Genomic DNA, 15,401 nt, shown 5'->3' on the forward strand with positions numbered 1-15,401 from the left:
TATTGGGGAGGTGCTTATGCTCAATCAAGAACTGGAACTCAGTCTCAACATGGCTTTCGCCAGGGCGCGTGAGCACAGACACGAGTTTATGACCGTGGAGCACCTGTTGCTGGCGTTGCTGAGCAACCCTGCCGCGCGAGAAGCGCTCGAGGCATGTACGGTGGATCTGGCCGCGTTGCGCCAGGAGCTGGAAGCCTTCATCGAACAAACCACACCGACGCTGCCCGCCGGCGAAGAAGAGCGCGACACTCAGCCGACGCTCAGCTTCCAGCGCGTGCTGCAGCGCGCGGTCTTCCATGTGCAATCCTCCGGCCGCAGCGAAGTGTCCGGCGCCAACGTGTTGGTGGCTATTTTCAGCGAGCAGGAATCGCAGGCGGCCTATCTGCTGCGCAAGCACGACGTCAGCCGTCTCGACGTGGTGAACTTCATTTCACATGGCACGCGTAAAGACGAGCCGGGCCAAGCGCCGAATGCGGAAAACCCGGTGAACGAAGAGCAGTCCGGAGGGGAAGACCGTATGGAAAACTTCACCACCAACCTCAATCAGTTGGCCCGTGTGGGCGGCATCGATCCGCTGATCGGCCGCGATCGTGAGCTGGAGCGCGCGATTCAGGTGCTGTGCCGTCGTCGTAAAAACAACCCGCTGCTGGTCGGCGAATCCGGCGTGGGCAAGACTGCCATCGCCGAAGGCCTGGCCTGGCGTATCGTGCAGGGCGACGTGCCGGAAGTGATGGCGGACTGCACGCTGTATTCGCTGGATATCGGTTCACTGCTGGCCGGCACCAAATACCGCGGCGACTTCGAGAAACGCTTCAAGGCGCTGCTCAAGCAGCTGGAACAGGATCAGAACAGCATCCTGTTCATCGATGAAATTCACACCATCATCGGCGCCGGTGCGGCTTCCGGCGGGCAAGTGGATGCCGCCAACCTGATCAAACCGCTGCTGTCGAGCGGCAAGATCCGGGTGATCGGCTCGACCACCTACCAGGAGTTCAGCAACATCTTCGAAAAGGATCGCGCTCTGGCGCGCCGTTTCCAGAAGATCGATATCACCGAACCGACGGCGGAAGAGACCGTCCAGATCATCAACGGCCTGAAGACCAAGTATGAAGCGCACCACGACGTGCGTTATACCGCCAAGGCGATCCGCGCCGCGGTGGAGCTGTCGGTGAAATACATCAACGATCGCCATCTGCCGGACAAGGCGATTGACGTGATCGACGAGGCGGGCGCCCGCAGCCGGTTGATGCCGGCCAGCAAGCGCAAGAAAACCGTCAACGTGGCCGATATCGAATCCGTGGTGGCGCGTATCGCTCGCATCCCGGAGAAAACCGTGTCGGCCAGCGATCGCGACGTGCTGAGAAACCTGGGCGATCGCTTGAAGATGCTGGTATTCGGCCAGGATCAGGCGATCGAAGCATTGACGGAAGCGATCAAGATGAGCCGCGCCGGTCTGGGCCACGAGCGCAAGCCGGTCGGTTCCTTCCTGTTCGCCGGGCCGACCGGGGTCGGGAAAACCGAGGTCACCGTACAGCTGGCCAAGGCGATGGATATCGAGCTGCTGCGTTTCGACATGTCCGAGTACATGGAGCGGCATACCGTCAGCCGTCTGATCGGCGCGCCTCCGGGCTACGTTGGTTACGATCAGGGCGGGCTGCTGACCGATGCGGTGATCAAGCATCCGCATGCGGTGGTGCTGCTCGATGAGATCGAGAAGGCGCACCCGGACGTGTTCAACCTGCTGCTGCAGGTGATGGACAACGGTACGCTGACCGACAACAACGGCCGCAAGGCGGACTTCCGCAATGTGATCCTGGTGATGACCACCAACGCCGGTGTGCGGGAAACCGAACGCAAGTCGATCGGCCTGGTGCAGCAGGACAACAGCACCGACGCGATGGAAGAGATCAAGAAGGTGTTTACGCCGGAATTCCGCAACCGTCTGGACAACATCATCTGGTTCAACCATCTGTCTACCGAGGTGATCCAGCAGGTGGTCGACAAGTTTATCGTCGAACTGCAGGCGCAGCTGGATGCGAAGGGCGTCTCGCTGGAAGTGAGCGACGAAGCGCGCGACTGGCTGTCGGTGAAGGGCTACGACCGTGCGATGGGCGCTCGTCCGATGGCGCGCGTCATGCAGGAAAACCTGAAGAAACCGTTGGCCAACGAATTGCTGTTCGGTTCGCTGGTGGACGGCGGTTCCGTGAAGGTCGAGCTGGACAAGGACAAGAAACAGCTGACTTACCACTTCCTCAGCGCCGCCAAGCGCAAGGCGGACGAGGGCGCGGTGCACTAAGGCTGCCTGCAGGCAAAGAAAAAGCGATGCTTCGGCATCGCTTTTTTTTATGGGTGAGATTCACCGTACAACAGAAACGAGTGAGCCCTCTCAGTTTACCTGCGCACCTGCAACCCGTTGTTTAACGTCGCTGCGGGGGTAAACGGAAAGGGCTCCCGAGGGATTACATCCTCGATGCCGCCAGCGTGTGGCGCGCGGTGAGCCGATTAACGGCTACGGAAGACAATGCGGCCTTTGCTCAGGTCGTACGGGGTCAGCTCTACAGTGACTTTGTCGCCCGTCAGGATGCGGATATAGTTTTTACGCATTTTACCGGAGATGTGTGCGGTTACCACGTGCCCGTTTTCCAATTCAACGCGGAACATGGTGTTGGGCAGCGTATCAAGAACGGTGCCCTGCATTTCAATATTGTCTTCTTTGGCCATCGAATCCTCTAGGTCTAACTACCTTAGTTTTTAACCGGCAAGATAATGCCGAAAAACCCCCATTATGTAAAGATGTGTCGGTGAACATTGCACCGTTTCCATCAATTAGTTTACTGGATAGGGCGGTTCAACCGGCTGTGGGGATATGACTTGCGGCGCCCAGCACGCCGGTGCCAAAGGCCGCCGTTGAAGGGTACTGAGCTGCTGCAAGAATTGACGGCGCGGAATTTCACGCGCGCCAAGGCGGGCAGTGTGAGCGTTCAGCACCTGGCAGTCAATCAATTCCCCGCCATAAGCGGCAAAATGGCGGCAAAAGGCCATCAATGCGCATTTTGAGGCGTTGGTGACGCGGCTGAACATCGATTCGCCGCAGAACAACGCGCCCTGCGCCACGCCGTACATGCCGCCAACCAGTTGATCATCCTGCCAGACCTCCACCGAGTGCGCGTAGCCGAGGCGATGCAGATGCTGATAGGCGCGCTGCACCTCCGGGCCGATCCAGGTGCCTTCATCCGGCCGGTGGGCGCAGGAGGCGATCACCGCGGCGAAGTCGTGATTGAGCGTGATGCGAAACGGATCGTGGCGCAGAAAGCGTTTCAGGCTGCGGTTAAGATGAAACTCGGCCGGGAACAGCACCGCACGCGGATCGGGCGACCACCACAGGATGGCCTCTCCCGGCGAATACCAGGGGAAGATGCCGCGCTCATAGGCCGCCAGCAGCCGCGGCGCCGTGAGGTCGCCGCCGATCGCCAGTAGGCCGTTGGGGTCGCGCAGGGCGCCCTCAGGCGAGGGAAACGCCAGCGACTGCGGGGAGAGCTTAACGATGCGCATACAGGGTCTCTGCGTCCTCTACGGGCCGATTAAGGCGCCAGGTTGCTGATACGGTTGCGAAAGCGGGCATAGCGGCCCTGCTGGCGCATCAGGGCCGCGTGATTGCCCTGTTCGACAATCCGGCCGTCGTCCATCACGCAAATGCGGTCGAGATGTTCCAGGCCATACAGGCGGTGCGTCACCAGGATCAGCGTCTTGCCCTGACAATGCCGGCGCAGCAGCGCCAGGATCTGCTGCTCGGTTTCGGCGTCCAGCCCTTCGGTCGGTTCGTCAAGCAGCAGCAGCGGGGCCGGATGCAGCAGCGCACGGGCGATGCCCAGACGGCGCTGTTCGCCGCCGGACAGTTGGCGGCCGCCTTCGCCGAGCCAGGCGTTCAGCCCGCCGTCGCCGGCCAGCAATTTGCCGAGCCCCACCTGCTGCAGGACGTCACTCAGGCGAGCGTCGTCGGCATTCGGTGCGGCCAGCCGCAGGTTTTCCCGCAGCGTATCGCTGAAGATATGCACTCGCTGGCTGACGACCGTGGTCATTCGGCGCAGCGTGGTTTCATCATAATCCTCCAGCGGTTCGCCGTTGAGCAGAATTTTGCCGCCGTCGGTGCGCCAGGCGCGGGTCAGCAGCTGCAGCAGGGTGGACTTGCCGCAGCCGGTGCGGCCGAGCAAGGCGATGTGTTCGCCGGCCGCCACCTCAAGCGTGACGTCGCGCAGCACCGGCTGCGGCTGATCGGGGTAGGTGAAACTCAACTGCTGCAGGCTGAGCTGCGCCCGATCGGCAGCGGCCGGGCCGGCGGCAGGGAAGGTGACTTCCGGTTGGCGATCGATGATCTGTTTGACTCGCGTGGCGGAGGCGATCACCTGACCGAGATGCTGGAAGGCGCCGGCCACCGGCATCAGCGCTTCGAACGACGCCAGCGCGGCGAAGACAAACAGCGCGATCAACGCGCCGGGTTGGGTATCGCCGCCGATGCCCGTGGCGGTCAGCCACAGCAGCAGCGTCACCGTCAGCCCGCTGGCGAGGATCATCAGCGCCTGCGCCTTGCCGCTCAGCGAGGCCTGCTGCCACTGGTGGCGTTGCCACCGCTGTTCGGTGGCGTTCAGCGTCTGGCGGAAGTCGTTGACGGCGCCGAACACCACCAGTTCCGCCTGCCCCTGCAGCCAGGCGGTCAGGTCGGTGCGGTATTGGCCGCGCAGCGCGGTGAGTTGGCCGCCGATCGGTTTGCCGGCGCGATAGAACACCGGCGGCACCAGCAGCAGCAACAGCAGCAGAATGCCGCCGAGCGTCAGGGCGAGCGCAGGATCCAGCCAGCTCAGGCCGTAAGTGACGACCAGGATCACCACCGCCGCGCTGATCAGCGGCGAGATCACCCGCAGATAAAGATGATCCAGCGTGTCCACGTCCGCCACCAGGCGGTTGAGCAGGTCGGCCTGGCGGAAACGGGCGATGCCGCCCGGCGTCAGCGGCAGGATCTTGCTGAAGGTGAACACCCGCAGGTGCGACAGCACGCGGAAGGTGGCGTCGTGGCTGACCACGCGCTCGGCGTAGCGCCCGGCGGTGCGGAAGATCGCCGCGCCGCGCACGCCGGCGGCGGGCAGCATGTAGTTGAAGGTTAGCAGGCCCGCCAATCCGGCCAGCGAAGAGGCGGCCAGGAACCAGCCGGAGAGCGCCAGCAGGCCGATGCTGGCCAGCAGGGTGACGATCGCCAAAATGATGCCCAGGCTAATCAGCAGGCTATGGCGGCGATACAACGCCAAAAACGGCAGCAACACGCGCATGATTAAAGCTCCCCGCGGCGGTGGGCGATCAGAGTGGCGAACAGGCCCGGTTGGGCGCTGAGGGTGGCGTAATCGCCCTGTTGCACGATACGCCCGTTATCCATCACCCAAATCTGATCGTAGTCTTCGGTATCTTCCAGCTGATGCGTCACCAGCAGGGTGGTTTGTTGATGCGAAGCGGCATTCAACGCCTGCATCACCCGTTGTTCGCTATGGGCATCGAGGCTGGCGGCCGGTTCATCGAGCAGCAGCAAGCGGCGCGGGCCGATCAGCGCCCGGGCGACCGCCACGCGCTGCGCCTGGCCGACCGACAGACGGGCGGCGTTATCGCCCACTTCGGTGTCGAGCCCCTGCGGCAGATACGGCAGCAGCTCGCTGACGTAGGCGTGTTCCACCGCCTGCTGCAGCTGCGTTTCGTCGGCCTGCGGGCAGCCCAGCAGGATATTGGCGCGCAAGGTTTGCGCCGGCAGGTGCGGGTTTTGCCCGACCCAGCTCAGCTGCTGCCTCCAGTTCTCTGCGGACAGGTCACGCAGTTCGATGCCGTTGACGGTCAACGACCCACGGTAGGGCAGAAAACCGAGCAGCAGATTGAGCAGCGAACTTTTGCCGGCGCCGCTCAGCCCGACCAGCGCCACGCGCTGCTGCGGTTGCAGGGTGAAACTCAGCGGCCCGGCCAGCAGCACGCCGTTCGGCGACAGAATTTCCAATTCGTTCGCCTGTAGCGTCAGCGGTTGATCGGCGGGCAACTTCCGCGTGCCGTTGCCCATCTGCTCGCCTTCGGCGCTGAGGAAGGTTTCCAGCGCTTCCGCCGCGCCGACCGCCTGCGCCTTGGCATGATAGAAGGTGCCGAGATCGCGCAGCGGTTGGAAGAACTCCGGCGCCAGAATCAGCACCAGAAAACCGGAAAACAGCGTTACGCCGAGGCCATAGCTGCCGAAGTTGAGTTCGCCGAGGTAAGAAAAGCCGAAATACACCGCCACTACGGCGATGGAGATCGACGCGAAGAACTCCAGCACGCCGGAGGAGAGGAAGGCCATGCGCAGCACTTCCATGGTGCGGCTGCGGAAGTCTTCGGAGGATTTGGCGATCTGCGCGGTTTCGGCCTGCGCGCGGTCGAACAGCCGCAGGGTGTCCAGGCCGCGCAGGCGGTCGAGGAAGTTACCGCTCAATCGCGCCAGCGCCACAAAGTTGCGGCGGTTGGCGTCGGCGGCCCCCATGCCCACCAGCGCCATAAACAGCGGGATGAGCGGCGCGGTCGCCAACAGAATCAAACCGGCGGCCCAGTTGATCGGGAAGACGGCGATCAAGATCAGCAGCGGGATAAACACCGCCAGATACATCTGCGGCAGATAGCGCGAGTAATAGTCCTGCATATCCTCGATCTGTTCGACGATGATGCTGGCCCAGCTGCCCGCCGGTTTGCCCTGGATCCAGGCCGGCCCGAGCTGCTGCAGCTTATCCAGCACCTGCCGGCGCATGCGCTGGCGGATCACCTGCCCACACAGAAAACCGACCCGTTCCCGCAGCCAGCTCAGCAGCGCCCGCAGCGCGAACGCGACGGCCAGCCAGATAAACGAAGGGATCAGTTGCTCACGCGGGGTGTGTTCGATGATCAGGGCGTGCAGCAGGCTGGCCAGCAGCCACGCCTGCGCCACGATCAGCAGGCCACTGAACAACCCCAACAGCATGGAAAGGCGCAGCCAACGCTGCGCTAACGAACTCTGGGTTTTAAGCCAACGGGTTAACTGTTGCTGTCTGGTTTTTTTCATCAGATATGCGTCTGCGTCGCCGGCGCCCGTTTGTTACGGGCTGGGTTAACGTACTGTTAAATAATAGTGTTTGGCGCAATCGGCGACAAACAAGCGAGGCCTCATGTTACCTCGTGACCCGGCAGACTGAAAAGAATAAAGCGGGCAAATATGGCTATAACAGATGGGAGGGAGAGATTGCTGAACCCAGAAACAAAAAAAGCGGCTCGAGAGCCGCTTTTTGCCGATGATGAAAACGTCTTAGCAGACTTCTGCGCCGGCGATGCCGTCCAGATAACGCTCTGCGTCCAGCGCCGCCATGCAGCCGGTGCCGGCGGAGGTGATCGCCTGACGGTAGATGTGATCCATCACGTCGCCCGCGGCGAAGACGCCGGGGATAGTGGTTTGGGTCGCATTGCCGTGAATGCCGGACTGCACCTTGATGTAGCCGTTTTCCAGCTCCAGCTGACCGCCGAAGATGCCGGTGTTCGGGCTGTGGCCGATGGCGATGAACACGCCGGCCAGTTCCAGCTCACGGGTTTCGTTTTCCGCTTTGGTGCTGCGGATACGCACGCCGGTCACGCCCATTTCATCGCCCAGCACTTCGTCCAGCGTATGGTCGGTGTGCAGCACGATGTTGCCGCTCTTCACTTTTTCCATCAGCCGGTCGATCAGGATTTTCTCCGAGCGGAAGCTGTCGCGACGGTGGATCAGGTGAACCTCGGCGGCGATGTTTGACAGGTACAGCGCTTCTTCAACGGCGGTATTGCCGCCGCCGACCACCGCGACTTTCTGGTTGCGGTAGAAGAAACCGTCGCAGGTTGCGCAGGCGGAAACGCCTTTGCCCTTGAATGCGTCTTCGGAAGGCAGGCCAAGATAGCGGGCGGAGGCGCCGGTCGCGATGATCAGCGCGTCGCAGCTGTATTCACCGCTGTCGCCGAACAGGCGGAACGGACGCTGCTGCAGATCGACGCTGTTGATGTGGTCGAAGACGATTTCAGTCTGGAACTTCTCCGCGTGCTCGCGCATGCGCTCCATCAACGCCGGGCCGGTCAGGCCTTCGGCGTCGCCGGGCCAGTTTTCCACTTCGGTGGTGGTGGTCAGCTGGCCGCCTTGTTCCAGACCGGTGATCAGCACCGGGTTCAGGTTGGCGCGCGCCGCGTAGACGGCGGCGGTGTAACCGGCCGGGCCGGAACCCAGAATCAGTAATTTGCTATGTTTAGCCGTGCCCATGAATAACCTCTTTATTCCACAATGGCGGACAATGAAGCCGATTGTAGGGAAAATGGCGCAGTAAAAAAAGCGCCGGGCGACGTTGTTAACGATTTGTATGATAGTTGTCGCCTATTAATGCATCCGTTGTCGGTAAATCGGTCGTCGAACGCAGAAATTTAACTTATCAAAGCCGCATTCGGCCAGCGAATCGCCAACCGTGCAAAAACGGCGCACTCTGCGGCTTCCGCCGCTCCCGACCGGGGTTTATCAGCCAGCGATTCATAATCAAAAATGGGATGCAGACTTTTCATGACGGTACGTTGTTCTGATTTTGCTTCTTTTACTTTGACAATCCGCTGCGCATTTGCGAAAACATCATAGGAAGAAGAAATTATCCCCGTAACACCAGCAAATCGTACGTATTTGCGCCGCAAGGCGACGATACGTAGCGGGAGTGCGGAGCAGGGCGCGCAAGCGTTTGCTGATTTTTTCTCGACCGAAACATCGTTGCCGGCGCTGCACGGAGTTGGACAGACAGGCTGCGCGGCGTGGAATGATGGTAGTGAAGAAGCACATGACAGGCATCGGGTCTTCGCTTGGAACGAACCCTTACACATTGACGTTGGCTAGGGTGTGGCAAGTGCACGGAAGAAAATAAGAGAGACAATAATAATGGCAGACAACAAGAAACGCCCGGGTAAAGATCTTGACCGTATCGACCGCAACATCCTGAATGAGCTGCAGAAGGATGGGCGTATTTCGAACGTCGAGCTTTCGAAGCGCGTGGGGTTATCCCCGACACCATGTTTGGAACGCGTGCGCCGTCTCGAGCGCCAGGGTTTCATTCATGGCTATACCGCATTGCTGAACCCGCATTATCTGGATGCGTCCCTGCTGGTTTTCGTGGAGATCACGTTGAACCGCGGCGCGCCGGATGTGTTTGAGCAATTCAACTCGGCAGTGCAGAAGCTTGAAGAGATTCAGGAGTGTCATCTGGTTTCCGGCGATTTCGACTACCTGTTGAAAACCCGCGTACCGGACATGTCGGCTTACCGCAAATTGCTGGGTGAAACCTTGCTGCGTTTGCCGGGGGTTAACGACACCCGTACCTACGTAGTGATGGAAGAAGTGAAACAGAGTAACCGTCTGGTTATCAAAACACGGTAAGGTGCAGGTGCAAAACCTGATTAAATTGGTTACACTCCTGTTTATTCATACAGTTTCGGCGCCGGGGCAGTTTCTCGGCGCTGTTGCTATGTCAGCTAACAGGAACCTGGAGAGCCTTTCTTGAGCCAGGAATATACAGAAGATAAAGAAGTTACCCTGAAAAGACTCAGCAGTGGCCGGCGTTTGCTGGAAGCTGTGCTTATCGTGGTAGCGATTTTTGCCGTTTACCTCATGGCTGCGCTGGTCAGTTTCAACCCGTCTGACCCAAGCTGGTCGCAGACCGCGTGGCATGAGCCGATTCACAATCTGGGCGGCGGTGTCGGGGCCTGGTTGGCCGATACGCTGTTCTTCACCTTCGGGGTGCTCGCCTACGCGATACCGCCGATCATGCTGGTCCTGTGCTGGGCGGCTTATCGCCAACGCAGCAACAGAGACTACATCGACTATTTCGCGCTTTCCCTGCGCCTGATCGGCACCCTGGCGTTAGTGCTCACCTCCTGTGGGTTGGCGGCGCTGAACGTTGACGATCTCTATTACTTCGCCTCCGGCGGCGTGATCGGCAGCCTGCTGAGCAACGCCATGTTGCCGTGGTTCAACGGCATCGGCGCTACGCTGGCGCTGCTGTGCGTATGGGCGGCGGGGTTGACGCTGTTTACCGGCTGGTCCTGGCTGGTGATCGCCGAGAAGATCGGCGGGGCGGTGTTGGGCGTTGCGACGGTGATGACCAATCGCTCACGTCGCGAAGAGCGCTATTTCGAGGATGACGAGCGTTACGTTGACGACGAGCCTGAGCAGGCAGGGAAGGGCGCCGCCGCAGCGGTTGCCGCGACCGCCGCCGGAGCCGCGGCCGCCGATGACGACGTGCTGTTCTCCGCGCCTTCGGTTACCGAAAGCGCCAAAGCGGCGGCGGAAGACGCCGCCGATCCGTTGCTCAGCGGCCTGCGCGCCGACGATGGTGAGCTTGAAGCAGAAGCCGCACCCAGCGCGCCGGTGGCTTCGCCTGCACCGACGGTGAAGGCAGAGATCCACGAGCCCGTCGCTGCGCCGATCGCCGCTCAGGCGCCGTCGGTAACGGTGGCGCCGGCCGCGCCGGCCTCGGTCAATCAGCACCCGGTAAGTGCGCCGGCGCAAGACGCTACGCCGCCGCTGTATTCCTTCGAGATCCCGGAAGAAACGCCTGCGCCTAAGGCGACGCGTCCTGTCGATCCTTATCAGGATGACGATGAGCCGCGCCTTGGCAACTGGCAAGAGCCGGCCGCGCCGCAGCCGCCGGCGCGTTCTCCCTTTGATTTTACCGCCGCACAGCGTGACAGCGTTGACATCGGCAGTTCGAGCGGTTTCAGCGCCACCGGCGCCAAACCGCAGCCGGATACGGCGGCAGCCGCTGCTGCGGGCGTTGCGGCGGCGACCTTTATGCCGGCCTTCACGGCGACCAGCGACGGCAATCCGCAGGTTAAGCAGGGCATCGGTCCTGAGCTGCCGCGGCCGAACCCGGTGCGCATCCCGACCCGTCGCGAGCTGGCTTCCTACGGCATCAAGCTGCCTTCGCAGCGTGCGGCCGAACAGGAACAGCGCCAGACAGAGGCGGAGCCTCAACAGCTGACGGCGGCGAACCCGCAGGAAGAAGAGGCGCTGCAAGAAGCCGTGCTGCGCCAGGCGTTCGCCGAGCAGCAAAGCCAGCGCTACGGCGAAAGCTACGCGCCGGAGCAGGATGATGAACAGGCTCAGCAGGAGGCTGAGCTGAGCAAAGCGTTCGCCGAGCAACAGAGCCAGCGTTACGGCGAAGACCAGCAGGACGACGAAGCAGCGCGGCAAGAGGCTGCGCTGCGTCAGGCATTCGCCGAGCAGCAGCAGGCGCGTTATGGCCAGCAAGAGCCTGCTCCGCAGGCGCCGGCCGCCAGTCCTGTCGATACCCGCAATGCTTTCAGCTTCTCGCCGATGGCGGATCTGGTGGACGATGGTCCGAGCGAGCCGATGTTCACGCTGTCGCCGCAGCTTGAAGAGCGCATTGAACTGGAAAGCGAACAAGAGGACGACGTGCCGTTCGGCCAGTTTGAGCCTGCGGCGCCGGCTGCCCAACCTCAGCAATCGCACCCGCAGCCTCAACAATACCAACAGCCGCAGCAGCAACCGTATCAGCAGCCGCAGCAACAGCCGCAGGTGCAGCAGCCTCAGCAACCTCAGGCCGAGCAGCATCCGGCGATGGACAGCTTGATTCACCCGTTCCTGATGCGCAACGATCAGCCGCTGCAGAAACCGACCACGCCTCTGCCGACGCTGGATCTGCTTACCGAAGCGCCGAAAGAAGTGGAGCCGGTCGATTCCTTCGCGCTGGAACAGAAAGCGCGCCTGGTGGAGGCCAGCCTGGCCGATTATCGCGTGAAAGCCGACGTGGTGGACATCTTGCCGGGGCCGGTCATCACCCGCTTCGAGCTGGATCTGGCGCCGGGCGTTAAAGCGGCGCGCATTTCCAACCTGTCGCGCGATCTGGCGCGCTCGCTGTCGACTTCGGCGGTGCGCGTGGTGGAAGTGATCCCCGGTAAGCCTTATGTCGGTCTGGAGCTGCCGAACGCCAAGCGGCAAACGGTATACCTGCGCGAGGTGCTGGATTGCCCGGCCTTCCGCGACAACCCGTCGCCGCTGTCCATCGTATTGGGTAAAGACATCTCCGGCGAGCCGGTGGTGGCCGATCTGGGCAAAATGCCGCACTTGCTGGTCGCCGGTACCACCGGCTCCGGTAAATCGGTCGGGGTCAACGCCATGATCCTGAGCATCCTGTATAAGGCCACGCCGAAAGAAGTGCGCTTTATCATGATTGACCCGAAAATGCTGGAGTTGTCGGTTTACGAAGGCATTCCGCACCTGTTGACCGATGTGGTCACCGACATGAAAGACGCCGCCAATGCGCTGCGTTGGTGCGTGGGTGAAATGGAACGCCGCTACAAGCTGATGTCTGCCCTGGGCGTGCGTAACCTGGCCGGCTACAACGAACGCGTCGATCAGGCCGAAGCGATGGGGCGTCCGATCCCGGATCCGTTCTGGAAACCGACCGACAGCATGGACATCACGCCGCCGGTGCTGGAGAAAGAGCCGTACATCGTGGTGATGGTCGACGAATTCGCCGATCTGATCATGACGGTCGGCAAGAAGGTCGAAGAGCTGATCGCCCGTCTGGCGCAAAAAGCGCGTGCGGCGGGCATCCACCTGGTGCTGGCGACCCAGCGTCCGTCGGTGGATGTGATCACCGGCCTGATCAAGGCCAACATCCCGACGCGTATCGCCTTTACCGTGTCGAGCAAGATAGACTCCCGCACCATCCTCGATCAGGGGGGCGCCGAGTCCTTGCTGGGCATGGGTGATATGCTTTATCTGGCGCCGAACTCCTCGATCCCGGTGCGCGTACATGGCGCATTCGTGCGCGATCAGGAAGTGCACGCGGTGGTCAAGGATTGGAAAGCGCGCGAGCGGCCCCAATATAAAGAGGGCATTCTCAGCGGCGGTGAAGACGGCGAGGGCGGTGCCGGCGGCGGTATGGACGGTGACGAAGAACTGGATCCGCTGTTTGATCAGGCGGTGGATTTCGTGGTGGATAAACGCCGCGCCTCCATCTCCGGCGTACAGCGCCAGTTCCGCATCGGCTATAACCGCGCCGCGCGCATCATCGAACAGATGGAAGCGCAGGGCATCGTCAGCGAGCAGGGGCACAACGGCAACCGCGAGGTGCTGGCGCCGCCGCGGCACGATTGATGGTCGTTTAGCCATTGCAACTCAATAAGAAAGGGCCGCTTAAGCGGCCCTTGTGCAAAGAAGCGTAAACCCGTTTCTTCTCGGAACATTGGCCTACCGGCCGTTCGCCGGCTTCGGGTAAAGTAACGGGGTAAAGGGTTGATTTGACCCGCACGGCGCCGCCTTGCGGTTAACGCATTTCATAAGGTATCTGGAATAATGAAAAAACTGTTAGTTGCCTGCTGTCTGCTTTCGGGATTCGCTTCTACCTCCGTGCTGGCCGACGCCGCACAGGATCTGCAAAGTCGCCTGGCGAAGGTGAACAGTTTCCACGCCAGCTTCTCGCAAACCGTGACCAGCGCCGACGGCGCCGCAGTGCAACAGGGTGAAGGCGAGCTGTGGGTGAAGCGGCCGAACCTGTTCAACTGGCACATGACGTCACCCGATGAGAGCGTGCTGGTCTCCGATGGCCAAACCCTGTGGTTCTATAACCCGTTCGTTGAGCAGGTGACGGCGACCTGGCTGAAGAACGCCACCGGCAATACGCCGTTTATGCTGATCACCCGCAACAATGCCAGCGACTGGAAGCAGTACAACGTGAAGCAAAAGGGCGATGATTTCGAGCTGACGCCGAAATCCGCCAGCGGCAACCTGAAGCAGTTCGCCATCAGCGTGACCAACAGCGGCACCATCCGCAGCTTCGCCGCGGTGGAGCAGGACGGCCAGCGCAGCGCTTATACGCTGAAAAGCCAGCAGAACGTCACCGCCGATCCGGCCAAATTCAAATTTACCCCGCCGAAGGGGGTGACGCTGGACGACCAGCGCCAGTGAGGTGCAAGTGAGTAATAATCTGTCGCTCGATTTTTCCCAGAACGAGTTCCAGCCGTTGGCCGCGCGTATGCGGCCGACCACGCTGGCGCAGTATATCGGCCAGCAGCACCTGCTGGCCGCCGGCAAGCCGCTGCCGCGCGCTATCGAGGCCGGGCAACTGCACTCGATGATTCTATGGGGGCCGCCGGGCACAGGGAAGACGACGTTGGCAGAGCTGATCGGCCGTTATGGTCAGGCGGACGTCGAACGGATCTCCGCCGTGACCTCCGGGATCAAGGAGATCCGCGAGGCGATCGAGCGGGCGCGGCAAAACCGCGACGCCGGCCGCCGCACTATTCTGTTCGTCGATGAAGTGCACCGCTTCAACAAAAGTCAGCAGGACGCCTTCCTGCCGCACATTGAAGATGGCACCATTACCTTTATCGGCGCCACTACCGAAAACCCGTCGTTCGAACTGAACTCGGCGCTGCTGTCGCGCGCCCGCGTCTATTTGTTGAAGGCGCTGACTGCCGAAGATATCGGCCAGGTGCTGGATCAGGCGATGAACGACAAGGCGCGCGGTTTTGGCGGCCAGAACGTCGAGCTGCCGGCGGAAACGCGCCGCCTGCTGTCGGAGCTGGTGGGCGGCGATGCGCGCCGGGCGCTGAACAGCCTGGAAATGATGGCGGACATGGCGGAGCTCGACGCCAAAGGCGTGCGGGTGCTGACGCCGGAGCTGCTGAAGGAGGTGTCGGGCGAGCGCAGCGCGCGCTTCGACAACAAGGGCGACCGTTATTACGACCTGATTTCCGCGCTACATAAATCGGTGCGTGGTTCGGCGCCGGACGCCGCGCTGTACTGGTATGCGCGCATCATTACCGCCGGCGGCGATCCGCTCTATGTGGCGCGCCGTCTGTTGGCGATTGCCTCTGAAGACGTGGGCAACGCCGATCCGCGCGGCATGCAGGTGGCGATCGCCGCCTGGGACTGTTTCACCCGCGTGGGGCCGGCGGAGGGTGAGCGCGCCATTGCGCAGGCGATTGTTTACCTGGCCTGCGCGCCGAAAAGCAACGCGGTTTACACCGCGTTCAAGGCCGCCATGCGCGACGCCAAAGAGCAGGCCGATTATGACGTGCCGGAGCATTTGCGCAACGCGCCGACCAAGCTGATGAAGGAAATGGGGTTGGGGGCGGAATACCGTTACGCTCACGACGAACCCAACGCCTACGCCGCCGGCGAGAACTACTTCCCGCCCGAAATGGCCAACACGCGCTACTATCAACCGACCTCGCGCGGGCTGGAAGGGAAAATCGGCGAAAAGTTGGCATGGCTGGCTGAGCAGGATCAAAATAGCCCGACAAAACGCTACCGCTAGCGTGGCCGTTGCGGTAAGGTTAGCGGGTATCACTCTTCT

General features: G+C 61.6%; 10 protein-coding genes. 5 read left to right on the forward strand and 5 right to left on the reverse strand.

Going from position 1 to position 15,401, the window contains the following annotated elements; all coding sequences use genetic code 11:
* Positions 1 to 16: 16 nt before the first annotated feature.
* Entirely contained in the window at positions 17 to 2,296 is a 2,280-nt protein-coding gene (clpA, locus tag H7A77_RS05260; protein ID WP_025302261.1) for an ATP-dependent Clp protease ATP-binding subunit ClpA, read from the forward strand.
* Between the two features lie 206 nt (positions 2,297 to 2,502).
* Here clpA and infA read toward each other — a convergent pair whose 3' ends face one another.
* From infA to trxB, 5 genes are all read right to left on the reverse strand, one after another.
* Positions 2,503 to 2,721, reverse strand: a complete 219-nt coding sequence (gene infA, locus H7A77_RS05265; RefSeq protein ID WP_002211347.1) for a translation initiation factor IF-1 — start codon at positions 2,719 to 2,721, stop codon at positions 2,503 to 2,505.
* Between the two features lie 105 nt (positions 2,722 to 2,826).
* On the reverse strand, positions 2,827 to 3,552 hold the full coding sequence (gene aat, locus H7A77_RS05270) for a leucyl/phenylalanyl-tRNA--protein transferase (protein WP_182073902.1): 726 nt from the start codon (positions 3,550 to 3,552) through the stop codon (positions 2,827 to 2,829).
* 29 nt (positions 3,553 to 3,581) lie between these two features.
* A complete protein-coding gene (cydC, locus tag H7A77_RS05275) occupies positions 3,582 to 5,321 on the reverse strand; it encodes a cysteine/glutathione ABC transporter ATP-binding protein/permease CydC (RefSeq protein WP_182073903.1) in 1,740 nt (579 codons plus the stop codon).
* Positions 5,322 to 5,323: 2 nt separating this feature from the next.
* A complete protein-coding gene (gene cydD / locus H7A77_RS05280; protein ID WP_033650665.1) occupies positions 5,324 to 7,090 on the reverse strand; it encodes a cysteine/glutathione ABC transporter permease/ATP-binding protein CydD in 1,767 nt (588 codons plus the stop codon).
* Positions 7,091 to 7,330: 240 nt separating this feature from the next.
* Positions 7,331 to 8,302, reverse strand: coding sequence for a thioredoxin-disulfide reductase (gene trxB, locus H7A77_RS05285; protein ID WP_019454557.1), 972 nt, complete (start codon positions 8,300 to 8,302; stop codon positions 7,331 to 7,333).
* Between the two features lie 654 nt (positions 8,303 to 8,956).
* Between trxB and lrp the strand changes: the two genes are divergently transcribed.
* The 4 genes from lrp to H7A77_RS05305 all read left to right on the forward strand — a co-directional run bounded on the left by lrp (position 8,957) and on the right by H7A77_RS05305 (position 15,362).
* Positions 8,957 to 9,451, forward strand: coding sequence for a leucine-responsive transcriptional regulator Lrp (lrp, locus tag H7A77_RS05290; protein WP_004928318.1), 495 nt, complete (start codon positions 8,957 to 8,959; stop codon positions 9,449 to 9,451).
* A 120-nt stretch (positions 9,452 to 9,571) separates the two neighbouring features.
* Complete coding sequence (locus H7A77_RS05295) at positions 9,572 to 13,198, forward strand: DNA translocase FtsK 4TM domain-containing protein (RefSeq protein WP_182073904.1); 3,627 nt, start codon at positions 9,572 to 9,574, stop codon at positions 13,196 to 13,198.
* Positions 13,199 to 13,396: 198 nt separating this feature from the next.
* Entirely contained in the window at positions 13,397 to 14,008 is a 612-nt protein-coding gene (gene lolA / locus H7A77_RS05300) for an outer membrane lipoprotein chaperone LolA (RefSeq protein WP_033642555.1), read from the forward strand.
* Positions 14,009 to 14,075: 67 nt separating this feature from the next.
* Entirely contained in the window at positions 14,076 to 15,362 is a 1,287-nt protein-coding gene (locus H7A77_RS05305) for a replication-associated recombination protein A (RefSeq protein WP_046897122.1), read from the forward strand.
* The last annotated feature ends 39 nt before the right edge of the window (positions 15,363 to 15,401 follow it).

Origin of the sequence: Serratia sp. ME47, assembly GCF_903970925.1 — a bacterium.
GTDB classification, from domain to species: domain Bacteria; phylum Pseudomonadota; class Gammaproteobacteria; order Enterobacterales; family Enterobacteriaceae; genus Serratia; species Serratia ureilytica.